Source organism: Streptacidiphilus jeojiense (genome assembly GCF_000719095.1).
Taxonomy (GTDB): Bacteria; Actinomycetota; Actinomycetes; order Streptomycetales; family Streptomycetaceae; genus Streptacidiphilus; species Streptacidiphilus jeojiensis.
The window spans coordinates 42,799-68,063 of record NZ_JOEH01000012.1; the positions used below are offsets into that span (position 1 = coordinate 42,799).

25 protein-coding genes are annotated in these 25,265 nt (G+C 71.3%); 8 read left to right on the forward strand and 17 right to left on the reverse strand.

Translation table 11 applies throughout. The features are described 5' to 3' along the window. Window positions 1–47: 47 nt before the first annotated feature. The gene (locus IF29_RS0117620; RefSeq protein ID WP_030255572.1) at window positions 48–1,013 is read left to right on the forward strand and encodes a glucosyl-3-phosphoglycerate synthase; all 966 of its coding nucleotides are present in this window, start codon (window positions 48–50) and stop codon (window positions 1,011–1,013) included. A gap of 30 nt (window positions 1,014–1,043) precedes the next feature. Beyond that, window positions 1,044–2,495, forward strand: a complete 1,452-nt coding sequence (locus tag IF29_RS0117625; protein WP_030255575.1) for an alpha,alpha-trehalose-phosphate synthase (UDP-forming) — start codon at window positions 1,044–1,046, stop codon at window positions 2,493–2,495. On the opposite strand, the gene IF29_RS0117630 is transcribed toward IF29_RS0117625, so the two are convergent. The 4 genes from IF29_RS0117630 to IF29_RS0117645 all read right to left on the reverse strand — a co-directional run bounded on the left by IF29_RS0117630 (window position 2,480) and on the right by IF29_RS0117645 (window position 6,401). Further along, window positions 2,480–3,037: a hypothetical protein gene (locus IF29_RS0117630; protein WP_051725443.1), complete on the reverse strand. Its 558-nt coding sequence runs from the start codon at window positions 3,035–3,037 to the stop codon at window positions 2,480–2,482. The two genes, IF29_RS0117625 and IF29_RS0117630, sit on opposite strands and share 16 nt — an antisense overlap. Before the next feature lie 210 nt (window positions 3,038–3,247). After that, entirely contained in the window at window positions 3,248–5,050 is a 1,803-nt protein-coding gene (locus tag IF29_RS0117635; protein WP_232242189.1) for a serine/threonine-protein kinase, read from the reverse strand. Window positions 5,051–5,180: 130 nt separating this feature from the next. Then, the gene (gene otsB / locus IF29_RS0117640) at window positions 5,181–6,038 is read right to left on the reverse strand and encodes a trehalose-phosphatase (protein ID WP_030255582.1); all 858 of its coding nucleotides are present in this window, start codon (window positions 6,036–6,038) and stop codon (window positions 5,181–5,183) included. 135 nt (window positions 6,039–6,173) lie between these two features. After that, the gene (locus IF29_RS0117645; RefSeq protein WP_030255585.1) at window positions 6,174–6,401 is read right to left on the reverse strand and encodes a DUF3263 domain-containing protein; all 228 of its coding nucleotides are present in this window, start codon (window positions 6,399–6,401) and stop codon (window positions 6,174–6,176) included. Between the two features lie 110 nt (window positions 6,402–6,511). On the opposite strand from IF29_RS0117645, the gene IF29_RS0117650 reads away from it, so the two are divergent. Next, a complete protein-coding gene (locus IF29_RS0117650) occupies window positions 6,512–6,862 on the forward strand; it encodes a cupin domain-containing protein (protein ID WP_030255588.1) in 351 nt (116 codons plus the stop codon). Between the two features lie 84 nt (window positions 6,863–6,946). Here IF29_RS0117650 and IF29_RS0117655 read toward each other — a convergent pair whose 3' ends face one another. The 3 genes from IF29_RS0117655 to IF29_RS0117665 all read right to left on the reverse strand — a co-directional run bounded on the left by IF29_RS0117655 (window position 6,947) and on the right by IF29_RS0117665 (window position 10,107). Next, on the reverse strand, window positions 6,947–7,822 hold the full coding sequence (locus IF29_RS0117655; RefSeq protein WP_030255591.1) for a carbohydrate ABC transporter permease: 876 nt from the start codon (window positions 7,820–7,822) through the stop codon (window positions 6,947–6,949). Window position 7,823: 1 nt separating this feature from the next. Further along, the gene (locus IF29_RS0117660; RefSeq protein WP_051725445.1) at window positions 7,824–8,786 is read right to left on the reverse strand and encodes a carbohydrate ABC transporter permease; all 963 of its coding nucleotides are present in this window, start codon (window positions 8,784–8,786) and stop codon (window positions 7,824–7,826) included. Between the two features lie 94 nt (window positions 8,787–8,880). Further along, on the reverse strand, window positions 8,881–10,107 hold the full coding sequence (locus tag IF29_RS0117665; protein ID WP_037595645.1) for an extracellular solute-binding protein: 1,227 nt from the start codon (window positions 10,105–10,107) through the stop codon (window positions 8,881–8,883). A 560-nt stretch (window positions 10,108–10,667) separates the two neighbouring features. Between IF29_RS0117665 and IF29_RS0117670 the strand changes: the two genes are divergently transcribed. Together IF29_RS0117670 and nagA are read left to right on the forward strand one after the other, a co-directional pair. After that, complete coding sequence (locus tag IF29_RS0117670) at window positions 10,668–11,612, forward strand: ROK family protein (RefSeq protein WP_030255596.1); 945 nt, start codon at window positions 10,668–10,670, stop codon at window positions 11,610–11,612. Continuing rightward, the gene (gene nagA, locus IF29_RS0117675; RefSeq protein ID WP_051725446.1) at window positions 11,555–12,841 is read left to right on the forward strand and encodes an N-acetylglucosamine-6-phosphate deacetylase; all 1,287 of its coding nucleotides are present in this window, start codon (window positions 11,555–11,557) and stop codon (window positions 12,839–12,841) included. The genes IF29_RS0117670 and nagA overlap by 58 nt, the downstream gene beginning before the upstream one ends. 88 nt (window positions 12,842–12,929) lie before the next feature. Here the strand turns inward: nagA and IF29_RS0117680 are convergent, their stop codons facing one another. Next, on the reverse strand, window positions 12,930–13,967 hold the full coding sequence (locus IF29_RS0117680; RefSeq protein WP_030255600.1) for a CBM35 domain-containing protein: 1,038 nt from the start codon (window positions 13,965–13,967) through the stop codon (window positions 12,930–12,932). A 204-nt stretch (window positions 13,968–14,171) separates the two neighbouring features. Further along, window positions 14,172–15,854: a diguanylate cyclase domain-containing protein gene (locus IF29_RS0117685; protein ID WP_030255602.1), complete on the reverse strand. Its 1,683-nt coding sequence runs from the start codon at window positions 15,852–15,854 to the stop codon at window positions 14,172–14,174. Between the two features lie 487 nt (window positions 15,855–16,341). Here IF29_RS0117685 and IF29_RS0117690 point away from each other — a divergent pair, with 487 nt between their 5' ends. Then, on the forward strand, window positions 16,342–16,923 hold the full coding sequence (locus IF29_RS0117690; protein WP_037595648.1) for a flavin reductase family protein: 582 nt from the start codon (window positions 16,342–16,344) through the stop codon (window positions 16,921–16,923). Between the two features lie 39 nt (window positions 16,924–16,962). Here IF29_RS0117690 and arfB read toward each other — a convergent pair whose 3' ends face one another. Continuing rightward, window positions 16,963–17,391 carry an alternative ribosome rescue aminoacyl-tRNA hydrolase ArfB gene (gene arfB / locus IF29_RS0117695; protein ID WP_030255605.1) on the reverse strand — a complete coding sequence of 143 codons (429 nt, stop codon included), beginning with the start codon at window positions 17,389–17,391 and terminating at the stop codon, window positions 16,963–16,965. Between the two features lie 77 nt (window positions 17,392–17,468). Between arfB and IF29_RS0117700 the strand changes: the two genes are divergently transcribed. Together IF29_RS0117700 and IF29_RS0117705 are read left to right on the forward strand one after the other, a co-directional pair. Beyond that, complete coding sequence (locus tag IF29_RS0117700; RefSeq protein WP_030255607.1) at window positions 17,469–17,960, forward strand: hypothetical protein; 492 nt, start codon at window positions 17,469–17,471, stop codon at window positions 17,958–17,960. A gap of 85 nt (window positions 17,961–18,045) precedes the next feature. Then, window positions 18,046–18,621: a TerD family protein gene (locus tag IF29_RS0117705; protein ID WP_030255608.1), complete on the forward strand. Its 576-nt coding sequence runs from the start codon at window positions 18,046–18,048 to the stop codon at window positions 18,619–18,621. 147 nt (window positions 18,622–18,768) lie between these two features. Here the strand turns inward: IF29_RS0117705 and IF29_RS0117710 are convergent, their stop codons facing one another. The 7 genes from IF29_RS0117710 to IF29_RS0117740 form a co-directional block, all read right to left on the reverse strand. Further along, window positions 18,769–19,371 carry a GNAT family N-acetyltransferase gene (locus IF29_RS0117710; protein ID WP_030255611.1) on the reverse strand — a complete coding sequence of 201 codons (603 nt, stop codon included), beginning with the start codon at window positions 19,369–19,371 and terminating at the stop codon, window positions 18,769–18,771. 64 nt (window positions 19,372–19,435) lie between these two features. Next, window positions 19,436–20,725, reverse strand: a complete 1,290-nt coding sequence (locus IF29_RS0117715) for a hypothetical protein (RefSeq protein WP_030255614.1) — start codon at window positions 20,723–20,725, stop codon at window positions 19,436–19,438. Window positions 20,726–20,778: 53 nt separating this feature from the next. Beyond that, window positions 20,779–21,303, reverse strand: coding sequence for a SigE family RNA polymerase sigma factor (locus IF29_RS0117720; protein WP_030255616.1), 525 nt, complete (start codon window positions 21,301–21,303; stop codon window positions 20,779–20,781). 165 nt (window positions 21,304–21,468) lie between these two features. Beyond that, complete coding sequence (locus IF29_RS0117725) at window positions 21,469–21,993, reverse strand: DinB family protein (RefSeq protein ID WP_030255619.1); 525 nt, start codon at window positions 21,991–21,993, stop codon at window positions 21,469–21,471. 100 nt (window positions 21,994–22,093) lie between these two features. Continuing rightward, window positions 22,094–22,852, reverse strand: a complete 759-nt coding sequence (locus tag IF29_RS0117730; protein ID WP_030255621.1) for a bestrophin-like domain — start codon at window positions 22,850–22,852, stop codon at window positions 22,094–22,096. Between the two features lie 64 nt (window positions 22,853–22,916). Next, on the reverse strand, window positions 22,917–24,299 hold the full coding sequence (locus IF29_RS0117735; protein ID WP_084714444.1) for a family 2B encapsulin nanocompartment shell protein: 1,383 nt from the start codon (window positions 24,297–24,299) through the stop codon (window positions 22,917–22,919). A 166-nt stretch (window positions 24,300–24,465) separates the two neighbouring features. Continuing rightward, window positions 24,466–25,263 (reverse strand): alpha/beta hydrolase, encoded by a 798-nt coding sequence (locus IF29_RS0117740; RefSeq protein ID WP_030255626.1) that lies wholly within the window; start codon window positions 25,261–25,263, stop codon window positions 24,466–24,468. Window positions 25,264–25,265: the final 2 nt, after the last annotated feature.

Genomic DNA, 25,265 nt, shown 5'->3' on the forward strand with positions numbered 1-25,265 from the left:
GACACCCGGCACCACCGGAGTTCCGGTGCCACCACCCGAGGAGTCCTGTGCTTGACGAGGTCGCCGACTGGCTGCGCCGCCGCTCCTGGACGGCCGCCGACCGACCGCTGCCGGACCTGCTGGCCGCCAAGCAGGCCGGCGGCACCACCGTCAGCGTGGTGCTGCCCGCGCTGGACGAGGAGGCCACCGTCGGCGGGATCGTCGCCGCGATCCGCCGCGAGCTGATGGAGGCCGTGCCGCTGGTGGACGAGCTGGTCGTGGTCGACTCCGGTTCCACCGACCGCACCGCGCAGGCCGCGGCCGACGCCGGGGCGACGGTGGTGCACCGGGACTCGGTGCTCCCCGAGCTGCCCGCCGTGCCCGGCAAGGGCGAGGTGCTCTGGCGCTCACTGCTGGTGACCAGCGGCGACCTGGTCTGCTTCATCGACGCCGACCTGCGCGAGTTCGACCCCGCCTTCGTCTCCGGGATCATCGGACCGCTGCTCACCGACCCGGACGTGGCCTTCGTCAAGGCGATGTACGACCGGCCGCTGGAGACCGACACCGGCAGCATCCCGGCCGGCGGCGGCCGGGTCACCGAGCTGGTCGCCCGCCCGCTGCTGAACCTCTACTGGCCGCTGCTGGCCGGCTTCGTCCAGCCGCTCGGCGGCGAGTACGCGGCCCGGCGCAGCCTGCTGGAGCGGCTGCCCTTCCCCACCGGCTACGGGGTGGAGCTGGGCCTGCTGGTGGACGCCCTGGAGCTGGCCGGCCTGGACGCGCTGGCCCAGGTGGACGTGGGCGTGCGGCACCACCGGCACCAGGACGCGCTGGCCCTGGGCCGGATGGCGGCCAGCATCCAGCTGACCGCCCTGGACCGGCTGGCCCGCAGCAACCGGATCAAGGCCACCGACGACCTGGCCACCCCGACCCTCACCCAGTTCACCCGCACCGCGTCCGGCTTCACCCCGACCACGGTCGACCTCCCGACCACCGAACGTCCGCCGATTGCCACGCTGACCGGCCCGGACGTTTGACCCCGCTCCGCACAGGCAAGGCTCTGCACCATGGTCAACGCAAGTCCGTCCGCACCGCCGCAGGCCCGGGTCCTGCTCGCCTCCAACCGGGGGCCGATCTCCTTCACCGTGGAGGACGACGGCACGCTCACGCCCCGCCGCGGCGGTGGCGGGCTGGTCTCCGGCCTCAGCGCCATCGGCGACGAGATCGAGTCGGTCTGGGTCTGCGCCGCACTCACCGAGGGCGACCGCGCCGCGACCCGGCAGGGCAAGCTGGGCGACCCCTCGGTCCGCATGCTGGACATCGACGCCGGCACCTTCGCCCGCGCCTACAACGGCATCGCCAACTCCACCCTGTGGTTCGTCCACCACCTGATCTACAACACCCCGACCACGCCGGTCTTCGGCTCCTCCTTCCGCCGCGAGTGGGCCTCCTACGAGGCCTACAACCGGGCCTTCGCCGAGGCCCTGGCCGAGGCCGCGGCGCCCGGGGCGACCGTGCTGGTCCAGGACTACCACCTGTCACTGACACCCCGGCTGCTCCGGGAGCTGCGCCCGGACCTGCGGATCGGCCACTTCTCGCACACCCCGTGGGCCCCGCCGGACTACTACCGGCTGCTGCCCGACGACATCGCCAGGGACGTGCTGGTCGGCATCCTCGGCGCGGACCGGGCCGGGTTCCTCACCCGCCGCTGGGCCTCGGCCTTCGCCGACTGCTGCGAGACGGTCCTCGGCGCCGAGGTCGACCGGAGCGCGCTGACGGTCACCCACGAGGGCCGCACCACCCGGCTCGGCGTGCACCCGCTGGGCGCCGACGGCGACTTCCTGCGCGAACGCGCCCACCGGCCCGACGTCGACTCCCGGCTGGCCGCCCTGCGCGAGGCCGTGGGCGACCGGCGCACCGTCGTCCGGGTCGACCGCACCGAGCTGTCCAAGAACATCGTCCGCGGCCTGCACGCCTACCGGCACCTGCTGCACACCCGCCCGGAATGGCTGGACCGGGTCGTCCACATCGCCTTCGCCTACCCGTCACGGCACGACCTGCCGGAGTACCGCGAGTACACCGCCTCGGTGCTGCGGGTCGCCCAGGAGATCAACGACGAGTTCGGCACCCCCGACTGGCAGCCGGTGCTGCTCGCGGTCGACGACGACTTCGCCCGCTCGCTCGCCGCCTACCGGCTCGCCGACGTGGCCCTGGTCAACCCGATCAGGGACGGGATGAACCTGGTCGCCAAGGAGCTCCCGGTGGTCTCCGACGACGGCTGCGCCCTGGTGCTGTCCCGGGAGGCCGGCGCCTACGAGGAGCTGGGCGAGGACGCGGTCACCGTCAACCCGTACGACGTCATCGCCACCGCGGAGGCGCTGCACACCGCACTCACCATGCCCGCGGCGGAGCGGGCCGACCGCTGCAAGCGGCTGGCCGAGGCGGGCACGGCGCTGCCGCCGTCGGCCTGGTTCCTGGAGCAGTACCGGGCCCTGGCGGGTGATCAGCTGCAGGAGTAGTTGAAGACGGCGGTGCCGGTGGCCGAACCGGGCGAGAGGATCTTGACGGTCGCCGTCCCCTGGAAGTTGCCCTGCCCGGTGACGGTCCAGCGCAGCGGGAGCTGCACCTGGTGCACGCCGGACGGGACGGACTGGGTCAGCGTGCCGCTGACGGTGCCGTCGCTGCGGACCCACTGGTAGTGGACCTTTCCGGACCCGCCGTTGGTGTGCAGGGTGGCGGTGACCAGCTCCGTCTGACCGCAGGTCAGATTGGCCTTGTCCGCGGCGACCGTCACCGAGCTGATCGACACCGGGGTGGCGAAGTGCTGCCAGAGCAGGAAGCCGATGACCGCGAGCAGCACCAGGCCCGCCAGGACGTAGCGCCCGGGATGGCGTCGCTTCTCCTCGGACCGCCCGTGGTGCGGGGCGGCCTCCGGCCCGGGAGCGTTTCCCTGCCAGACGTCGATGGTCCGCGCGGTCCTGGGGTCGGGCACCCCGGGCCCGAACCGGATCAGGCTCTCCGCCGACGCCTGCTCCTCCGGAGGGGGGACCGGCGCGAACACCGAAGGCGGCGCCTCGTACCCCGGCGCAGGCGCATAGCCCCCACCGAGGTGCACAGTCCCGGTGTCAGGCGGAGGAGCACCGAACCCGCCAAGGTTCACCGTACGGTTCTCCGGCGGAGGCGCGTCCTGGGGTTCGTCGTAGGGAGTCATCGGTGCGACCCTTTCCGCTCGGTCTTGAAGGGTTCCCTGGTGCTCGTGCATAGAGCCGGGTCAGCCGATGGTGATGGCGCGGCATGTCAGCGTGACCGTGGTGGATGTTCGTAGATACCCGTTGCCCACGGCGGGCGCCTGCGCGACGACAACGGGCTCCGCTCCCGTGACTGACGTTGCACAACTCGGGTCAGAGACGGTGAAGCCATCGCTCTGCAGAGCCTTGAGCGCTGCGCTTGCGTACTGGTCCACCTCGTTCGGGTACACGACACAGTCGGCGTACTGAGCCGTAAGTTGGATTGTGCTGCCGACAGCTACCTTCTGACCGCTGGCCAGGCTCTGCGTATACACGCCCGGCCCATTCGCGTCGCAGGTCTGGTTCACGCCGATGCTGCCCTTCGCGAAGCCAGCCGCCACGAGGACCCTTTGGGCCGTGCCGACAGCGTCCCCCAGTACGGAGGGCACGGTGATGGTGGGTGGTGCGGTCGTGGGTGGCGCTGTCGTAGGTGGTGCCGTGGTCGGCTTGGTTGCGGTCGGGGCCGCCGTGGTGGGTTGGGCAGAGGTCGGTGCGACTGTGGTCGGTGGGGCGGTCGTCGGGGTCGGAGTGGTGGGTAGGGTCCCGCCCTGGGGCGAGGTTGCAGAGGCCGAGGCCGAGAGTGAGGGTGATGCAGAGGCCGAAGCCGATGGGGTGGGGGTGCCGGGGGGAAGGGTGACGGTCACCGGTGGGGCGGAGGGCGAGACGCTGGTGACGACGATCGGGGCCGGGTCGGCCACCGTGGTGGTGGTCCCGCCTATGACGCCGGAGGCGTAGCCCCCGCCGAGGAGGCCCAGAACGATGCCGCCCGCGAGACCCGCGACCAGCACCCGCTTGCGGATGATCCGGCCACCGAGCCCCCCGCCGAACCCCGCTCCCGCCCCGGCGCCCGCGCCAGCCCCCGCCCCGGGCCCCTCGCCCAGCGTGGTCTTGGCCAGCGCCGTGGTGCCGTCCGGCAGGCCCCCCGCCGAGGGGAACAGCAGGGGCAGCAGCGCCGCGAGCGCAGCGAGCTTGCGCTGGCCCCGTTCCTCCCAGTCCTCGCCGTAGGCCGTCCCCGCGACCGCCTCCAGCTCGGCGACGAACTCCGCCGCGCTGTCCGGCCGTTCCCCCGCGGTCTTGGCCAGGCCGCGCCGGATCAGCGGACGGACCGGTTCGGGTGCCTCCTCGTCCGGGATGGGCGCCTCGGTGTGCTGCACCACCAGCTCGGCGAACTCCGTGCCCGGGTAGGGCCGGTGGCCGGTCAGGCACTCGAAGAAGGTGGCCGTCGCGGCATAGACGTCGGCCGCCGCGGAGGCCGGATCGCCGGCCCACTGCTCGGGTGCCATGTAGGGCGGGGTGCCGGCGATGCCGCCGGCATCGCCGTTGCGCACGGCGATGCCGAAGTCGACCAGTTTGGACGATCCGTCAGCGTCGACCAGGACGTTCTCAGGCTTGTAGTCCCGGTGCACCACCCCCATCGCATGCGCGGCCGCCAGGCCCAGCAGCGAGCCCTTGAGCACCACCAGGGCGGCTTCCGGTCCGGTCGCCCCGGCCTGCCGCAGCAGCGCCCGCAGGGCGATGCCGTCGACCAGCTCCATCACGATGGCGGCGCCCTGCGCCCCCTCCACGTACTCCCACAGCCGCACCACGTGCGGCGTGTCCAGGTCGCCCAGCAGTCGCGCCTCGCCGCGGAACTCCTCCAGGAAGTCCGGGTCGAGCCGCAGCTCCTCCCCCAGGTACTTGATGGCGACCGGCGTGCCGGTCTCCTCGTGCAGCGCCAGCACGACGCGCCCGCTCGCTCCTGATCCCAGTTCCCGGGTGTGCCGGTATCCGGGTACGGTCCAATCCATTGTCGCTACCCCCATGCGTCACAGGGAAGGTAGCGCCTCGGGGGACCGGCCGCATGGCTCGAAATGCCACCGTTATCCGGCAAAAAGCCCTTCGTTGACGGATGGTCAGACTACGAACCGTTGATGCCGGTCAGCATCCGAGGGCGTCGGCCAGCGCCTCCAGGAGCGCGACGACGCCCTCGGGGCCCGGCACCACCAGGTCGGCCCGGTCGGCGAGGGCCCGGACCGGGGGCTCACCGGTCGTGGGCGCACTGCACACCAGTAGGCCGTCGACCGTACCCGCGGCGCGCAGCGCGTCGACCGCGTCATAGGCGGCCAGGTCGCCCAGGTCGTCGCCGGCGAACAGCACCGAGGCGGCGTCCTGCTCGCGCAGGAACGTGGTGAGGGCCACGCCCTTGTCCATCCCCGGAGGACGCAGTTCCAGCACCATCCGCCCGGGCTCCACCGCGAGCCCGTGCCGGGCGGCGGCCGCGCGCAACGGCGCGTCCAGGGCGGCGAGGGCGGCGTCGGGGTCGGCGGTGCGGCGGGTGTGCACGGCGAGGGCGTGGCCCTTGTCTTCTACAAAGACACCAGTCTCCAGCCAGACGCCGGCCTGGCCGCCCAGCAGTCCGGGGAGCTCCTCGCGGAGCAGGGCGATCCCGGGCAGCGGGTCGGGGGTGGTGAGCCGACCGGTGGCGGCGTCCCAGCGCTGCAGGCCGTACTGGCCCAGCACGGTCAGGTGCTCCAGGCCGGGGACGCCGGCGAACCCGCCGTACTCCACGGCGGTGGCCGCGGGGCGGCCGGTCACCACGGCCACCGCGGCGAGGCGGGGCGCGAGGCGCGCGAGCACGGGGACCACACCGGGGTGGGCGCGGGCCTGCTCGGGGTCGGCGACGATCGGGGCGAGGGTGCCGTCGAAGTCGAAGGCCGCCACGGCGCGGGCCGGGTTCTTCCTGATCGCAGTGAGACCGGCTTCGCCGGCGGGGAACGTGGGTTCGGGGAGAGCCATGTGTCCGACCCTACGTAGTGGATGGCTTGTCGCGCAGTTCCCCGCGCCCCTAGCTGGTTGCAACTGGGCCAGTTGCAGACCCCCAGGGGCGCGGGGAACTGCGCGAACAACCACGCACTCAGGTGCACCCGACCGCTAACGCCTGGCCCGCCGCGCCTCCCGCAACCGTCGCAGCCGGTTGACCAGCACCGGGTCGTGGGCCAGCGCCTCCGGACGGTCCAGCAGACCGTTCAGCAGCTGGTAGTACCGCACCGGCGCCAGCCCCAGCTGCTCCCGTATCGCCGCTTCCTTCGCCCCTGGCGTCCGCCAGGCGCGAGCCTCCAGCGCCAGGACGGCGCGGTCCCGATCGGTGAGTTCGTCCACCCGCCCAGCCCTTCCGCTCCGTATGACGATACGACCTGTCATTCTGCCGCCCGGGTACGACACACACTGCTGCTGCCCGGCCGCCGCCCCCGGAGGCTAGCGTCGAGGCCATGACCAGCATGAGCTTCGCCGTACACATCCCGGACGCCGATCTGGAGCCCGATCCGCTCGACCCGTCGCAGATCATCGCGGGCAGCCCCGAGGTCTCCGGCAAGGTCCTGTGGGAGTCCGAGGACGGGCGGCAGATCCGCGGGATCTGGCAGATCACCCCGGGCACGGTGAGCGACACCGAGGCGAACGAGCTGTTCGTGGTCGTCAGCGGCCGGGCGACGATCGCCGTCGAGGGCGGCGACACCTTCGACGTCGGCCCCGGCGACGCCTGCGTGCTGCGCGAGGGCGACCGGACGGTGTGGACGGTCCACGAGACCCTGCGCAAGGCGTACCACATCACCCTCGGCTGACCGGGGGACGAAAAGACGGAACGACGGAAGCGCGGGCCCCGGGAACCACCGGGACCCGCGCTTCGTGCTGCCTGCCCGGAAGGGCTACTTCACCGAGCCGGAGGTGAGGCCGGAGACGACCTTGCCCTCGATCAGGGCGAACAGGATGATCACCGGAATGGTGGCGATCACCGAGCCGGCGAACAGGTGCTGCCAGTCGGTGGAGTACTGGCCGATGTAGTCCGACGTCTTGACCGTCAGCGGCTGCTTGTTGAGCGAGGAGATCAGCGTCAGGGCGACGATGAACTCGTTCCACGCGGCGATGAAGGTGAAGATCAGCGCGGTGACGATGCCGGGCATCGCCAGCGGGATGATCACCCGGAACATCGCGCCGATCCGGCTGCAGCCGTCGACGACCGCGGCCTCCTCGATCTCCTTGGGGATCGCGCCGAAGTAGGCGTTCAGGATCCACACCGCGAAGGCCATGTTGAACCCGGCGTTCACCAGGATCAGCGCCCAGACCGAGTCGATCATGTTGAAGGTGAGGAACTCGCGGTAGATGCCGACGATCATCGCGGTCGGCTGGAACATCTGGGTGATCAGCACCAGCAGCAGGAAGACCTTCTTGCCGCGGAAGTCGCGCCGGGCGGTGTAGTAGGCGGCCGGGATCGCCACCAGCAGCACCAGCGCGGTGGAGCCGACCGCGATCTCCAGGCTGACCGACAGGTTGGTGCCGAGCCCGGTGGACCAGATGTTGGTGAAGTTGGAGAAGTCGAAGTGGTGCGGCAGGTAGTCGCGGTCCTTGATCTCACCGGCCGGCCGCAGCGCGGTGATGACCATCTCGATGTACGGCAGCAGGAAGACGAGGCCGATCACATAGGCGCTGCCGGCCAGGACGACCGTCCTGAGCCGCGGCAGGTTGCGGCGCTCTGCGGGCCTCCGGCGGGACCGCGCGGGCGCGGCGATGCTCTGGGTGGTCATGTCAGTCCTCCGCGGAGTTCCACTTGGACGCCCGCAGGAACAGCAGGACGATCACGATGATGAAGCCGAAGTTGACCACCGACATCGCCGCGGCCTCGCCGATGCTCGACTGCTTGAGCTGGTACATGAAGATGGTGGTGGTGGCCGACTGGCTGCCGGGGCCGCCGCCGCTCAACTCCCAGATGATCGGGAAGGAGTTGAAGACGTTCATCACGTTGATGAGCGCCGCCACCAGCAGCGCGGGGCGCAGCAGCGGAAGGGTGACCGACCAGTACGTCCGCAGCGGGTTGGCCCCGTCGAGCTTCGCCGCCTCGTAGACGTCGGAGGGGACCGCCTGCAGGCCGGCCAGCAGGGCGTAGGTGGTGAACGGGATGGAGACGAAGACCGCGACGAAGACCGCGCACCAGAAGGCGGTGGTCGGGTCGCCGAGCCAGTTGGTGTCGTTGGTGTTGAAGTTCTTCACCAGGCCGAGCTGCTTCAGCAGCACGTAGACGACGCCGTTGTTGGGGTCCAGCATCCACTTGAAGATGATCGAGGTCATCACCACGGACGCGGCCCAGGGGGCGATCAGGGCCCAGCGGGCGAAGCGGCGGCCCGGGAACTCCTTGTTGAACAGCTGGGCGACGCCCAGCGAGATCAGCACCGTCGCCCCGACCACGGCCACGACCCAGACGACCGTGCGCACGACGACCCCGCCGAGGTCGGCCTCGTCGAAGAGTCTGGTGAAGTTGTTCCAGCCAGCGGACCCGACCAGCACGCCCAGGGAGGAGTAGTGCTCGCGGGAGGTCTGGAACATCGCGATGACCGGCCAGATCACCACGAAGAGGATCAGGCCGGTGGCCGGACCGATCCAGGGCAGCGGTGCCAGTGCCCGTACCAGCCCACCCTTGCGGCGCGGTCGCCGGGGTGCGCCGCCCGGGTCGGGAGCCGACCCCCGCACGCCGGCATGAGTCGTTTGCGTCATGGTCTTCTCCATGCGGTGCGCGCCGGAGGCCGGCGCAGCGAGAGGACTCGCTGCGCCGGCCGCCGGCAGTGCGGATTGACTTCGTGCGGATGGACTAGTTGTTGGCGGTGGCGAAGGTCTGCAGCGCGCCGAGGACCTTGCTGGGGTCGGTGCCCTGGGCCGCGGTGCCGATGGTCTGCTGGATCTTCGACTTGAGGGTGTCCCAGTTGGAGTTGGTCGGGTAGACCACCGCGTTGGGGACGGTCGCCAGGAAGCCGGCCGCGACCGGGTCCGAGGCCGAGAGCGACTGCGACGCGCTGGTCGTGGCGGGCAGCAGCGAGTACTCGTTGTCGAACTGGATCTGGTACTTGTCGGCGTAGGCGAAGTCCAGGAACTGCTTGATCTGGGCCGCGTGGCCGCCGGACTTGAAGGCGGTGATGTCGTCGTGGACCGCGAGGGCCTGGGTCAGCGGGCCGGTCTTGCCGGGCATGGTGACGACGCCGTAGTCGTCCTTGGTCAGCTTGCCGGCCTTGGTGATGGACGGGATCAGCGCGCCGGAGCCGCCGGCCATGCCGACGGTGCCGTCGGCGAACCCGGCCCAGATGTCCTTGGTGCGGTTCACGGTCGCCGGGCTGGGCTCGGTGTCGCCGGCCTTGACCATCGAGGTCAGGAAGTTGAAGGTCTCGATGTTGTTCGCCGAGTTGATGTCGTACTTGCCGGAGGAGTCGACGTAGCCGCCGCCGTTGCCCAGCATCCACAGGTAGGCCTCGGCCTGGGCCTCCTCGGGGCCGAGCGGCAGGCCGTAGCCGATGGTGCCGTTGCCCAGCGCCTTGATCTTGGCGGCGTCGGTCTGGATGTCGGCCCAGGTCTTCGGCGGGGAGGCGATCTTGGCCGCGGCGAACAGCTTCTTGTTGTAGAAGAGCGCGCGGGAGCTGGTGGTGAACGGGGCGCCGTAGGCGACGCCGTCGGTCTCCTCCTGCTTGGCGAAGACCGGGATCAGGTTGCTGATGGTGCTGGCCGACATCACGTCGGTGAGCGGGTACAGCAGGTTGCTCGCGGCCAGCTCCTGCGGCGCGTCGCCGAGCAGGATGTCCGGGTACTGCTTGTTCTGCAGCTGGGTGGCGACCTGGTCCCAGTTGGTCCAGGCGACGATCTGCACCTGGACGGTGATGGTCGGGTTCGCCTTGTGGAAGTCGTCGACGATGCCCTGCCAGTACTTCTGGGAGCTGTCCGGGCCACCGGGCGTGCCGTAGTCGGGAGCGAGCAGCTTGAGGGTGACGTTGCCGCTGGAGCTCGACCCGGACGACTTCGAACCACTGCTGCTACAGGCCGTGAGGGCCATCACGCCCGCAACACCGAGCGCAGAGAGAGCAAGCAAACGACGCTTCACTGGAACTACCGCCTTCGCAGATGCGAACCCGGTCCTGGCCGGGTCCGAATGTGAGTCCAAGGTCGGCAGTGGTGCCTCGAGATCTGCCGTCCCCGTTGTGACGGTCAGTCTGGCCACGCGTCGCGCAAGAGGTCTACACCATTTACCGAATCGCTGGACTTCGTTGCAGCCTGCGCAACGACTATTCGGACAAAAGGTCTGAATATCCGTCAGTCACCCTGCCTTTGGGGGCATCCAGATGTCCTACAGTGACGATCGCGCAGGTTCTCCCGATGAATTTTGTGGAACAGCCTTGCGGAATCGCTGGGCCGGTGACCTGCGATTCCACTTGGTCTAGACCACAGAGCAGGGTCGATCGACATCCCCGCAGCTCAGGACGGTGTCACTGCTGCGTGACGCTCGGTAGTGGCACGGCAACAAATCCACCGATTCCGGCCCAGTTGCTGGTTGGACCAGACCAATCAGCAAACTGGACTAGACCTCTACTCCCTTGGAAAGGGACACTGTCCCCCGTGAAGCACGTCATCGCACTCGATGTCGGCGGGACCGGCATGAAAGCCGCGCTCGTCGCCCAGGACGGCACCCTGCTCCATGTGGAGCGCCGTCCGACCGGCAGGGAGCAGGGCACCGACGCGGTCGTCGCCGGCATCCTGGACTTCGCCGCGCACCTGCGCGACGAGGGGCTGCGCCGTTACGGCACCGCCGCCTCGGCCGCCGGCGTCGCCGTCCCCGGGACCATCGACGAGGAGCACGGCATCGCCCTGTTCTCCGCCAACCTGGGCTGGCGCGACCTGCCGCTGCGGCAGCTGCTCGGCGAGCGGCTGTCCGACCACGGCGAGCCGCTGCCCGTCGTGCTCGGGCACGACGTCCGCACCGGGGCCTTCGCCGAGGGCCGGATCGGGGCGGGGCGGGGCGCGGACCGGTTCTTCTTCGTCGCCCTGGGCACCGGGATAGCCGGCGGCTACGGGATCGGCGGACGGATCGACGCCGGCGCCCACGGCAACGCCGGGGAGATCGGCCACATCGTGATCCGTCCCGACGGGCCGCCCTGCGGTTGCGGGGCCCGCGGCTGTCTGGAGACCCTGGCCTCCGCCGCCGCCGTCACCCGGGCCTGGGCCGCGGCGAGCGGCGACCCGGAGGCCGACGCCGCCGACTGCGCCCGGGCCGTCGAGGCCGGGGACGAGCGCGCCCAGCAGGTGTGGGCCGACGCGATCGCCGCCCTCGCGGACGGCCTGATCGTGGTGCAGAGCCTGCTCGACCCCCGCACCGTGATCCTCGGTGGCGGGCTGGCCGAAGCCGGTGAAACGTTGTTCACACCCCTGCGTGCGGCGCTCCAGGAACGGATCACGTTCCAGGTGCCCCCCACGCTCGTACCGGCGATGCTCAAAGACACCGCCGGATGCCTGGGCGCAGGGCTGCTCGCCTGGGATCTGCTCTCACTGGAGGTGACCGCGTGAGCAACGCGGACCGCACTGTGCTGACGGGGGCCAGGCTCGTCCTGCCCACCGGCGTCGTCGACAGCGGACGGCTGACCATCGAGAACGGTCAGATCGTCGATGTCCGCAGCGTCGAGGTCGGCAGCGCCGACGCCGACGCCGGCACCGCCGACGGCAGCCCGGCTCCCCCGGTCGGAGCAGCACCTCCGCTCGACCTCGGCGGCCTCACCGTGGTCCCCGGCTTCGTGGACATCCACGTCCACGGCGGCGGCGGCGCCTCCTACGCCTCCGGCATCGCCGAGGAGGCCCTGGTCGCGGCCCGTACCCACCTGGAGCACGGCACCACCACCACCCTCGCCAGCATGGTCACCGGGGAGATCGACGAGGTCTGCCGGCAGGCCTCGGTGCTCAGTGAGCTGGTCGAGGACGGGCTGCTGGCGGGGCTGCACTTCGAGGGCCCCTTCATCAGCATCAACCGCTGCGGGGCGCACCAGCCCGACCTGCTGCGCGACCCCGACCCGGCGCTGGTCCGCAAGCTGGTGGACGCCGCCCGCGGCACCGCGAAGATGGTCACCCTGGCCCCCGAGCTGGACGGCGGCATCGAGTCGATCCGGCTGCTCAAGGAGCTGGGCGTGATCGCGGCCATCGGCCACACCGACGCCAACTACGACAAGGTGCTGGAGGGCATCGAGGCCGGCGCCACGGTGGCCACCCACCTGTTCAACGCGATGCCGGCGATCGGCCACCGCGCGCCCGGCCCGATCGTGGCGCTGCTGGAGGACGAGCGGATCACCGTCGAGCTGATCGGCGACGGCGTGCACCTGCACCCCGCCGTCGTCGACCTGGCCATGACCGGCGCCGGTCTGGACCGGGTGGCGCTGATCACCGACGCCATGTCGGCGGCCGGCTTCGGCGACGGGCTCTATCCGCTCGGCCCGCTCCAGGTCCGGGTGGAGGACGGGGTGGCCCGGCTGGTCGAGGGCGGCTCCATCGCGGGCAGCACGCTCACCCTGGACGTGGCCTTCCGCCGCGCGGTGGCGCTGAACGGCCTCTCGCTGGTCCGCGCGGCCCAGGTGCTGTCGCTGAACCCGGCCCGGCTGCTCGGGGTGGCCGACCGGGTCGGCTCGATCGAGACCGGCAAGGACGCCGACCTGGTGGTGCTGGACGACGCCCACGAGCTGGTGGCGGTGATGCGCCGGGGCGAGTGGGTGGTCGGCGCGGAGCGGTTCCGGTCCCCGGCCCAGGTCTGATCCGCCGCCCGCCGTTCCACGCCCCCGTTCCACGCCGAAGCCCCCGCGGAGACGACCGCGGGGGCTTCGGCGTAGGACGGTGCGGGGGCTACGACCAGGGACGGGTCTTGTCCTTGGTCACCCCGAGCTGGTCGATGTTCACATTGCCCTGGCCGGCGCCGCTGTCGCTGATCACGATGGAGTTGCTGCCGGCCTTCAGGTCCACCTGGGTCCAGGAGGACTGCCAGGCCTTGTCCCAGTCGGTGGCCTTGGTGAAGTTCGACAGGTTCATCGGCGAGGTGTTCGCCGTGCCGTTGACGGTGACCGTGGCCGCGCTGTCGGCGCCGGCGTTGGCGAAGTGCACCCACAGGTAGTACTGGCCGTCGGTGGGGATGGTGACGGTCCAGGTGATGCTCTGGCCCTGGGCGGTGAGCGGCACGAAGCCGCCGTCCGAGGAGGCCGCCCCCTTGTGGTTGTTCATCACCGCGGCGCCGCCGCCCAGCGTCAGCTTGTCGGCGTCGGTCGGGGCCGGCAGCGCGCCGGTGGCCGAGGCGGAGGCGGACGCCGAGGCGCTGTCCGAGCCCTGGCCGGACGCCCCGGTGGAGGCGGCCGCGCTGGTGCCGGCGCCGGCGGTGGCACCGACCGGCTTGCCCTGGTTGCTGAAGACCGCGACACCGATGCCGATCGCCACGGCCACGACCACCGCGACGGTGCCGTACATCACTCCGCGACCGCCGCTGCGGCCGCCGGAGCGGGCACCGGCCCGCCCGCCGGGCGGCGGGGGCTGGTAGCCGGGCTCGGCGGACTGGTAGCCGGGCTGCTGCTGGTACCCGGGCTGCTGCGGCTGGTAGCCGCCGGGGGCCTGGGACGGTGCCCGGTACTGCGCGGTCGGCTGGTCCTCGTAGGCCGACTGGCCCGGGCCCGGGTAGCCGGCCTGGCCCGGCACCTGGCCCTGGCCGGGGCCCTGCTGCGGGCGCGGCTGGCCGTACTGGGTCCGGCCGACCTGGGTGGCGTGCTGGTACGAGGTGCGCGGCACGCCGGGGAGCGGCGCGGTCTCCTGCGCGGCGCCGCCGTCGGCCCCCTCGCCCCGGTACAGGTAGGCGAACGGGTCGTCGTCCTCGGGCACGCCTTGGTTCTCGGGCGACATCGAGATATCAACTCCCCAGCAGTGGAAGACCATCCGCTCCCGCACGAGCGGAGGAAGGGTCACGCTACATGATCGACACCAGGCGTCACACCCGCCCGCCGGGGTCGGCGGGCACGCCCTATCCCGTGCACACTACCCGGCTCGGGCGACACGCAGGTAAGCGCCGGAGGACCGGAAGTGCCGTCCGCCGCCCGCGCCCCCGGGTCAGCCCGCGCGCCGGTGCGAACGGTTTCCGCCACTCGCGGCCCCGGCCCTGGCCCGCTTCTCCAGGTACATCCGCTCGTCGGCGGTGTGCAGCACTTCGTCGATGGACATCCCGCAGCCGGCCCAGCCGATGCCGAGGCTCACACCGACCCGGACCGCGCGCCCGTCCACCCGCATCGGCGGGATGATCGCGGTGCGCAGCCGCCCGGCCAGGTCCTTGGCCTCGTCCCGGCCCAGGCCGTCGGCCAGCACCACGAACTCGTCGCCGCCGAGCCTGGCCACGGTGTCGCCCTCACGGACCACGTGCTGCAGCCGCCGGGCCACCTCGATCAGCACCGCGTCGCCCGCGCCGTGGCCGAAACGGTCGTTGATCGACTTGAAGCCGTCCAGGTCGCAGAAGAGCACCGCGAGCCCGCGCCCGCCGCGCGCCTCGGCCGCCGGGTCCTCCGGCAGCACCGCGTGGACGTGGTCGAAGCCGCCCTCGTAGGGGCTGCCGCCGTAGCTCGCCAGCTGGTAGCCGTGGTCCTCCGGCCCGCCGGCCGCGCCGGCCACCGCGCGCACGTCCGGCTCCTGCGGGTGCTCGCACAGCCGCACCCGCAGCCGGGCCTTGAGCTCGGCCGCGTTCGGCAGGCCGGTCAGCGCGTCGTGGCTGGCCCGGTGCACCAGCTGCAGCTCATGGCGCTTGCGGTCCTCGATGTCCTCGACATGGGTGAGCAGGAAGCGGGCCCCCTCCTCGGTGTCGGCGACCACCGAGTTGCGCAGGTAGACCCACTGGTAGCCGCCGTCCCGCCGGGCCAGCCGCACCTCGGCGCGACCGTTCTCGGCGGAGACCCGGCGCAGCAGGCCCTCGTCCTCGGGGTGCACCAGGTCCTCGAACCCCTGCCGCTGCAGCGAGGCCCTGGGCCGGCCCAGCAGCCGGCACAGGGCGTCGTTGACCCGGGTGAGCTTGCCGCGCTGGGCGCCGTGCAGCTCGGTGATGGCCATCCCGCTGGGCGCGTACTCGAAGGCCTGGCGGAAGCTCTCCTCGCTGGCCCGGAGCGTGTGCTGCTCGCGTTCCAGCCGGATCAGCGCCCGCTGCATCTCGGCCCGCAGCCGGGCGTTGCCGATCGCGATCCCGGCCTGCTGGCTGAACATCTCCAGCGACTCCCGGGTCCACTGCCCGGGTCTGCGCCCGTTGCGCGGGCGGTCCACCGACAGCACTCCCAGCAGCTCGCCGCCGAGGCTGTACATCGGGGCCAGCAGCACGTCGTCGGGGTGCCAGGGGTCGAAGGAGGCGGACTCGACCGGGGCGAGCTCGCCCCCGGAGATGCCGCCCCAGGTCGGGATGTCGGGGTTGCAGGCCCAGCTGCGCTCGTGCGGGACGAAGACCAGGGAGCCCCAGACCTCGCCGACGTTGAGCAGCCGGTTCCAGGACTCGCGGGAGCCGACCTGGCCGAGCAGGCTGTCGATGCCGCCCTCGGTGTTCTCCTCGGCGGCGCCGTCCCAGACGGCGGCGATCACCAGGTCCCCGTCCGGACGGACCAGGTTGACCACGGCGGCCTCGAAGCCGAGGCCGTTCACGGCCCCCTCGACCACCGCCTGGAGGGTTCCGGCCAGACTGCGGGCGGCGTTGAGGTCGGCGATGACGCGGTGCAGGGTGCGCAGGGTCGCGAGTCGGACGTACGGCTCGGACTCGGTGTCCATCACGCACTCCCTCCGTGACATGCGACCTGACGGTACGTCCTGATGACGTCTCAGTAGTACGACTGCGCAGAGCCGGCCCCGCGTGGTGCCTGTCATGCCTATGGTCCGATTGCCAAACAAACTGAATCACAGGGAGCACATCAATCGGCACGCTGGGTCAGCAAATGAACGTCACTTGTGACCCAACTCACACAACTCGCCAGTCCCGATAACCAGTTCATCCTGGGCAAACCGTGCCAATACGCACCCGGGCCCCTCCCTCTACCTCGGACGGGCGTGCCAAGAACTGAAGGCATCATCCCGCCGCCAAGGCCTAAGTGTTCACTCCTAAGGGTGAAAACGCGCGTTTCCCCCACACTCCTCTGTCTGTTCCGTCACTTCACGACGGCAGAGACCCGCTCCCGGCCCGCCTAGGACCTTCGCCCGGGGGCGGGCTCGGTCCCAGGTCCGATGCGGACCGCGGTCGGGCGAAGATACCGTGCGTAGCGTGTACCAAGCCGCAACCCCCTCCCCGCACCGTCCCGCCGCCCCCGCCTCCGCCGCCGCACCGGCCGCGGAAGCCGTGGAGGCCACCTCTGAGGCCTTCCGGGCCGCCCTGGGCCAGCTGGCCTCCGGCGTGGTCCTGCTGGCCGCCCACGACCCCGACGACGGGCCGCGCGGCGAGGACATCGGGATGACCGCCACCGCCTTCCTCTCGGTCTCCCTGGAACCGCCCCTGGTCCTGGTGTCCGTGCGGGAGGACTCCCGGATGGAGGAGGCGCTCACCAGGGTCGACCACTGGGCGGTCTCCATCCTCGCCGCCGAGCAGCGGCAGACCGCGGCCCGCTTCGCCATGAAGGGCCGGATCAGCGACCGGCTGCTCTTCGCCGACCTGCCGCACCACCGCGGCCCGGCGAGCGGGGCCCCGCTGGTGGACGGAGCGCTGGCGACCGTGGAGTGCCGCACCGAGCAGCGGATATCCGCCGGCGACCACGTCCTGCTGATCGGCCGGGTGCTGGACGCGCGGATCGCGCACCACGACGGCGGCCCGCTGGTCTACTTCCACGGGCAGTACCGCCGGCTGGACTGACCCGGCGGCCACCGACCCGTCGGCCGCGCTGACCCGGCGTCAGTCGAACCGGCCCGAACGCCCCCGCTTCACGTCCGCCCGCCGCTTCTTGTCGGTGAGCCTGCGCTCCACCACACCGCGGCTGGGCCGGGTCGCCCGGCGCGCCCGCGGCGGCGGGGCCACCGCATCGCTCAGCAGCGCCCCGAGCCGCACCGCGGCGGCCTCCCGGTTGCGCCACTGCGAGCGGTGCTCGGAGGCCCGCACCACCAGCACGCCCTCGTCCACCAGGCGCCCGGCCAGGCGCTCCAGCGCCCGTTCCTTCCACACCTGCGGCAGCGCCGCCGAGGCGGCGATGTCGAAGCGCAGCTCCACCTGGGTGTCGGAGGTGTTCACATGCTGGCCGCCCGGGCCCGAGGAACGCGAGAAACGCCACTGGAGCTCGGCGTCGGGAACGACGACCGAGCCACGGACGCGGACGGGAAGGGACATGCCCCCATGATCCCCGCTTCCCGCCCGGCTCCGCCAGGGCTTAAATCCCCCGGACCGCACCGTGCGACCATCGTCCGGTGATCGACCTCGGCTACTCGCTGTCCACCCGCTTCCCCGACCCCCCGCAGACCGACTACCGCAGCGTCGGCGCCCGCGCCCTGCGGCACGACCTGTTCTGCGGCGACGTCCACATCCAGGGCGAGGGCCGCACCGACCTGTCCACAGCCTGGGGATGGGTCCCGGTGCTGGACTTCGCCTGGGCGCTGTGCGACATCGTCGAGGAGATCGACCGCGACCCCACCGGCGGCCGCGGCTCCGCCCTGCAGAGCAGCGAGCTGGACTTCACCGAGTCGGCCGACCTGCTGCGGTTCAGCCGCCGCTTCAACTGGGTGGAGATCCGCGCCGACTGGGTGGACGGCCCGCCGCTCACCGTCCGCCACCCGGAACTGCGCCGGGAGGCACGGGACTTCCTGCAGGACCTGATCGCCGACCTGTGCGACCTGCACGAGGGCCTGGCCGACAACGCCACGGTCTGGGAGGTCCAGGCCCGCTTTCCCCGGCTGCCGTAGAGCGGGAACCGTAAGAGGCTCCCCCCACGTTCTTACCGGCAGAGAGCGACTCCAACGAGAAGCAGGAACAGGAAGGGGCCCCACCATGCCGGTAAGCCTGTCCAAGGGCGGAAACGTCTCCCTCACCAAGGAGGCACCCGGTCTCACGGCGATCACCGTGGGCCTGGGCTGGGATGTTCGCACCACCACCGGGACCGACTTCGACCTGGACGCCAGCGCGATCGTTCTCGACGCCTCCGGGAAGGTCCTCTCGGACAAGCACTTCGTGTTCTTCAACAACACCGCCACCCCGGACCAGACCGTGGTCCACGCCGGTGACAACCTCACCGGCCAGGGCGAGGGCGACGACGAGCAGATCAAGGTGAACCTGGCCGGCCTCCCGGCCGAGGCCGACAAGCTGGTGTTCCCGGTCTCCATCTACGACGCCGAGAACCGCAGCCAGAACTTCGGCCAGGTCCGCAACGCCTTCATCCGCGTCGTGAACCAGAACGGCGACGCCGAGATCGCCCGCTACGACCTCTCCGAGGACGCCGCGACCGAGACCGCGATGGTCTTCGGCGAGATCTACCGCAACGGCGCGGAGTGGAAGTTCCGCGCGATCGGCCAGGGGTACGCCTCGGGCCTGTCGGGCATCGCCCGCGACTTCGGGGTCAGCCTCTAGGGGTTCAGTGCGGACCGTAGTTGGCTGGTCGCGCAGTTCCCCGCGCCCCTGAGGGGGCTGCAACTTACTCACAGTGGGTCAGTTGCAGCCCCCCAGGGGCGCGGGGAACTGCGCAGCCCGCCAACTACGGTCCGCAGCCGCGATCCCTCAGTCGGTTTCGCGACCCAGCGTCACCCCTCCGCCATCCCCCGTGCGGTGCAGTTCACGGAACCCCAGCCGGTCGTAGAACGCCCTGGCACCGTGGTTCGCCGCGCTCATTCCCAGGTGCACCCGCCGCACCCCCCGTTCCCGCAGCGCGGCCAGGTAGGTGCCCATCAGGGCCCGCCCCGCGCCCTTGCCCTGGGCCTCGGGCAGCAGGTCTATGTGCAGGTGCGCCGGATACTCGGCGAGTTCCTCGTGCCACATCCACTCCGGATGGTGCAGCTCCCTGATCCGCTGGGCGTCCCGCCCGGCACCGCTGCCCTCCGGGTAGCGCCCGGCCACCGTGGGCAGCCAGTCCCGCCGGAAGTCGTCGACGAACGCCGGGGTGTCGGCCGCGCCGATGATGTAGCCGACCGCCCGGTCCTCCTCGTCCGCCAGTACGAACGCCAGCTCCGGCCGCAGCGCCAGATAGGGCCCGGTGAAGATGTCGGGCAGGATCCGCGGATCCTGGTAGAGCCCGGTGGCGTCACCGCCGTTGTGCCCGGTACGGATACAGACGTCGTACAGGGCTTCGAGATCGGCAGGGCGGTACGAACGGATCGTCGACATCCCGCCAGCTTGGCACAGCCGACGGGATGCCCGGTACGTACCCGCTCGACGGCGGCCGCCGGGGTCAGCCGCCCCAGACCGGACTGGTGACGAGCTGCTTGAGCTGAGCGATCGTCAGCACCGGCACGGCCCGGTCCTTGGGCGTCTGGTAGGCCTTGTCGTTGTACTCGTCGACGTAGACGACGGTGCCCTTCGCCGTCTTCAGGTAGGCGCTCCACTGCAGCACCCCGGCCGGGCCCTTCTCCGGCTGCTGCTGCTTGACCAGCAGCAGCGAACCGTCGGACAGCTTGGTCGCCCCCGCGAACGGGTCGGCGGCCGGAGGCCCGCTCTGCCCCGGCTTGGTGGCCGGAGCCGACTCGGGCACCACCGAGACGGTCAGGAAGCCCGACCCCTTGCCGTCCGTCAGCAGCACCTCGGCGAAGCCGCTGTCGGTCCGCGTCTGCGAGACGCCGACCCCGCTCGGCAGCAGCGACCTGAGCTTGGCCAGCACCTGCGCCCCGCTGCCCGGATCGGCCGAACCCGAGCCCGAACCCGATCCGCTGCCGGGCTGGGAGGCGGGCGCGGGCAGCGCCGCGATCACCGGTGCCCAGGTGTCACTCCCGACCAGCGCGGCCATCGCGGCCGGCGACAGCGGCGGATCGGTCCTGGTCGCCGCGGCGCCCTTCTCCTGGTCCGAGTTCAACTCGTCGAAGGTGACCTGGGAGCCGTCCCTGCGGGTGAGGACGGCGAACCACTCCTTGGTGCTGCCGGGGTCGTTGGTGTACTCGTGGCTCTGGTGGACGACCAGCACCGAGCCGTCGGCGTTGCGCTTGACCGAGCAGATGTCGTACGGAGAATCGATCTTGCTCGGGCAGCTGAGCTGACCCGAGGCGTCCGCCGCACTGGCGTAGTGGTGCTCGACGTTGACGCTGACCTGCACCGCGCCGTGGCCGTCCTGGAAGACCAGGTACGCGCCCGCGCCGCCGCCCTTGCTGCCGCCGCCCTCCTCGGTCCCGGTCCCGGTGGCCCTGCTGAAGGTCCCGTGCGGGAGCAGCGACTCCAGCTTGGCGACCATCTCCTGGGCGCTGACCGGCGCCGCGTCGGCGACCTGGACCTTGGCCGGCTTGCCGGTCGCCACGCTGTGGCCGGCGGACTTCCCGGTGCCCTGGTCGCTGGACAGCGCACCGGACGCGAAGGTCCCGCCGACGCCGACCACCGCGAGCGCGGTGACGGTGCCGAGCACGCCCAGCGCGCGGCGACGGCGGTTGCGCCGGCGGCCGTCGCCCACTCCGGCGTTCACCAGGGAGGTCAGATCCGGCTGGAAGCTGTGGGCGGTGTCGTTGAGTGCTTCGGTGAGTTCGTCTTCAAAGGGCATGGCAGGGCCACCCTCTCGATTGGGTGATGATGAGGTGAGTGAGCAGGAGCCGGCTAGCGGTGAGCGAGGTCGCCGAGGCTGGTGCCGAGGATCTGGCGCAGCTGCTTGAGCGCCCTGGAGCTCTGGGTGCGGACGACGCCGGCGCTGAGCCGCAGCGCGGTCGCGGTCTCCTCGACGCTGCGGTCCTCCCAGTAGCGGAGCACCACCACGGCGCGGTCCCGGACCGTGAGTTGCTGGAGCGCACTCAGCAGGGTGAGCCGGAGCGCGGGGTCCCCCTGCCCCGCTGCCGCTGACGCCCCGTCGGCCCCGTCCGGCAGGTACCCGGTGGGGCGCTCGCCGCTGCTGCGGCGGCGCCGGTGGCTGAGGAACGCCCGCACCAGCACGGTGTGCGCGTACGCGGCCGGATTGTCGGCGCCGGAGACCCGGCGCCAGTGCACGTACAGCCGCCCCAGCGTCTCCTGCACCAGGTCCTCGGCCAGATGGCTGTCCCCGCCGGCCAGCAGGCACGCCGTCCGGTAGAGGTGTCCGCTGCGCGCGGTCGCGAAGTCCAGGTACTCGTCGATCTGTGCCTGTTTCACTGAGCCCCCGGGTGGAGTGGTTACCGTTCCGTTCTCTGCACCTATGACGCGGAGGGGCCGGGCGGACGTTACACAGCTTCTGCGGCACCGGAAGCACGAAGAGCCACCCCGGCCCGGAACGGGAGGGGTGGCTCTTCGTGGAGGAAGGTTTTGGGTGGGCCGGAGCTACCAGCCCAGCAGGGCGAACGCGGTGGCCCCGTCGACCGACTCGCGGAGGATGTCGGCGTGGCCGGCGTGCCGGGCCAGCTCCTCGACCAGGTGCAGCAGGATCCAGCGGGCCGAGCGGTGCGAACCCTGCGGGAACCACGGCGCCTCCGGCAGCGGGACCTCGACGTCGAGGTCCGGCAGGGCGGCGATGATCTCGGCGGTCTCGGCGCTGACGGCCTCCTGGAAAGCCAGCACGTCGTCCACGGTCTCGCCGTCGACCAGCCGGAAGCTGTCGCCCCAGTTGGACTGGTCCCGCTGCCGGAGCGACGGCCGGCCGGCCAGGATCACCCGGACCCAGTTGCTCTCCATCTCGGCGCAGTGCTTGAGCACTCCGGCCACCGACAGTTCGCTCACCGTGGGGCGGGAGGAGGCCTGCTCCTCGGTCAGACCGCCCACAGCACGGCGGAGCGCGCCGCGCTGGGCCTCCACGAACTGGAGCAGTGCGGCACGCTCGTCGGTCTCCGCGGAAACGAGTACAGGCATGGGGGCCACCGCTTTCTCTTCTGGGAAGTTGGTAGCCCCCACGCTACGGACCAACTAGGTCAGATCCCGTCCTAGTGGGCGATTGGGCGTCGCAGGCCGGTCATCGGGGCGCCGGCAGCCGGTCCAGGAAGACCTGGAAGGCCGTCGGCTCGACCTTGGTGACGCCGAGGAAGGGGTAGTTCATCTCCTTCACCAGGATCAGTGATCCGACCACCAGCGCTGTCAGCGACAGCACCATCAGGGTGTGGACCAGGGTGTTGGACAGGCCGAACAGATAGGTGAAGCCGATGGTCACCACCGCGCCCAGGATCAGCGCGCCCCACAGGATGGGCGGGACCGAGTCCTCCACTTCCGTCAGCCTCGCCCGCCGCTCCGTGGCCAGGTCCTCGACATGGGTCACCGCGTGCTCGTAGAGGACCTCCTGCTGCGGGGTGGTCGGCTGGAAGGAGTTCACCGCGGCACGGATGGCATAGACCTCCTGGGTGGCCTGGGGACTGCTCCGGTGCGACCCCATCAGGGGCCATTCGGTGTCCTGGACCGTGTGCGCGTAGTCCAGGGTGTCGTGCTCGATCGTGGCGCCGATCGGCAGCGGCAGGTCGCGGGAGATCCAGTAAACGCCGGCCAGCGCGTCCGCCTCCTTGAAGGTGGTCTGCCGGGCCGCGTCCACGTTCTCCCAGACGGAGATGACCACGAAGGCCAGCAGGACCGCGTAGATCACCCCGACGCCGGCGAAGATGAAGCCGGCGACATCGTTGTGCAGCTCCCGGCGGGGGTGCGGGACGAAGAGCTGCAGCACCCACAGCACGAGTGCGGCAAGCACCAGCGATCCGACGAAGATCGCCACGTCTGACCAGCTCAAATGGCCACGCTCCTGGTTCTCTCGGCTGAGCTCGCGCGGACGGCGGACGGTTGGCGCCGGGCGCTCAGTCGCGCGGATGGGCGACCTCGACGTTCTCCAGCACCCCGAGCGCGTCCGGGACCAGCACCGCGGCCGAGAAGTAGGTGCTGACCAGGTACTGGATGATGGCCTTCTCGTTGATCCCCATGAACCGCACCGACAGGCCGGGCTCGTACTCGTCCGGGATGCCGGTCTGGTGCAGGCCGACCACGCCCTGGTTGTCCTCGCCGGTGCGCAGCACCAGGATCGAGCTGGTGTGGCCGCCGTTCACCGGGATCTTGCCGCAGGGCAAGATCGGCACCCCGCGCCAGGACGGGATCCGGTGCCCGCCGACGTCCACGGAGTCCGGGTAGAGCCCGCGCTTGCTGCACTCCCGTCCGAACGCGGCGATGGCGCGCGGGTGGGCCAGGAAGAACTGCGAGCCGCGGCGGCGGGAGAGCAGCTCGTCCATGTCGTCGGGGGTGGGCGGGCCGCCGTGGGTGTGGATCCGCTGCTCGTGCTCGGCGTTGTGGAGCAGCCCGAAGTCCGGGTTGTTGATCAGCTCGTGCTCCTGGCGTTCGCGCAGGGCCTCCACCGTGAGCTTGAGCTGCTGCTCGATCTGGTTCATCGGCTGGTTGTAGAGGTCGGCGACCCGGCTGTGGACCTGCAGCACGGTCTGCGCGACGCTCAACTCGTACTCGCGCGGCGCGAGTTCGTAGTCGACATAGGTGCCCGGGAGCTGCTCCTCGCCCTCGTGCCCGGCGGCCAGGTCGATGGCGGCCTGGCCGTGCTTGTCCTGGGCCCAGGAGGACTCGGCGATGTAGCCGTCGACCTGGGCCTGCAGCGCCGCGGAGCGGCCGACCAGGTCGGCGAAGGCCTCCCTGGGCAGCACCAGCAGCGTGCCGGCGGTGGCCGCCTTCGCGGTCCAGGGCCATGCGGTGGCCTCGCCGGTGAGCGACTCGTCGCCGAAGTGGTCGCCGTTGGCGAGGGTGCCGAGGACCGCGTCGTGGTCGCCGAACTTGCCGTCCCCCAGTTTGCGGATCTTGCCGTGCGCGACGACCAGGACGTGGTCGACGGGTGCGCCGAGTTCGGCGACCACCTCGCCCGGCTCGAACTCGCGCTGCTCGAAGCGGCCGGCCAGCTCGATGAGCAACGTCTGGTCCTGGAACCCCCGCAGGACCGGCAGTTCGGCCAGCGTCGGGGGGACGATCCGTACCTCCGCGCCGGTCTGCGCGAAGCTGATCCGCCCCCGTCCGGTGGCGTAGGTGAGGCGCCGGTTGACCCGGTAGGTGCCGCCGGCGACCTGCACCCACGGCAGCATCTTCAGCAACCACCGGGACGTGATGCCCTGCATCTGCGGGGCGGTCTTGGTGGTGGTCGCCAGGTTCTTCGCTGCTGCTGTGCCGAGAGCCGTCTGCTCGTCCGTCATCTGCTGCTGCCTCCCCAGAAAGCGTGTGACCTGCGATTCCAGGGTGGCGGACGGGAATGGGGAGGGCTATTCCCTGATCGAGTGCACATGTTCGACACCCAATCGGGGTAGTCCCAGCCGCTGTTCGTACATCCGGTTATGGGAATGTCGGATCGTCAGCCCGCAGTCAGCCCCCGTCGTCGATGGCCTCCAGCAGGTGCGGCCAGGCCGTGGACAGCGGATCGATGAGCCCGAAGTGGTCCATCCCGGGCAGCTCCACCAGCCGCACCGGATCACCGGACCGCTGGGCCAGCCCCGCGAACTCGCGGCTCATGTCGACCGGGACGTCGTCGTCCATGGTCCCGTGCAGCAGCGTCACCGGGACGCCCAGGGGCAGCAGCGCGCCCGGATCGGCCAGCGCGTAGCGCTCGGGGACGTCGTTGACGCCGCCGCCGAGCAGCTCCGCCGCCGCGCCCCGGCTCAGCTCCCAGACGTCGGTGAGCGCCAGCGAGGAGCACCCGGCCAGCGCGACCACCGCGTCAGGACGCCAGTCGGTCCGCCAGTTGGAGCCGGCCGGCAGCCGGTGCCGGGCCGCGGCCCACAGCGCGAGGTGGCCGCCGGCCGAGTGCCCGACCAGCACCGTGCGCTTGGTCCTGATGCCGTGGGCGGTGCTGATCAGCGGCAGCATCTCCAGGAAAACCGAGAGGTCGTCAAAGGTCCCCGGCCAGCCCCCGCCGAAGGAGCCGACCCGCCGGTACTCCGGGACGGCGAGGGTGTAGCCGGCCGCGGCCAGCGCGTCGGCCAGCGGGCCGGTGTGGGTCCGGTCGTAGGCGGCGCGCCAGAAGCCGCCGTGGATCAGCACCACCAGGGTGCCGTTGGCCGGTCCTTCCTTGGGCATCCGCAGGTCGACGACCTGTTCCCGGTGCGAGCCGTAGTGCGCGGTGTGGTCGGGCGGCGGGGACGGGCGGTTCAGCACCTCACTCATGC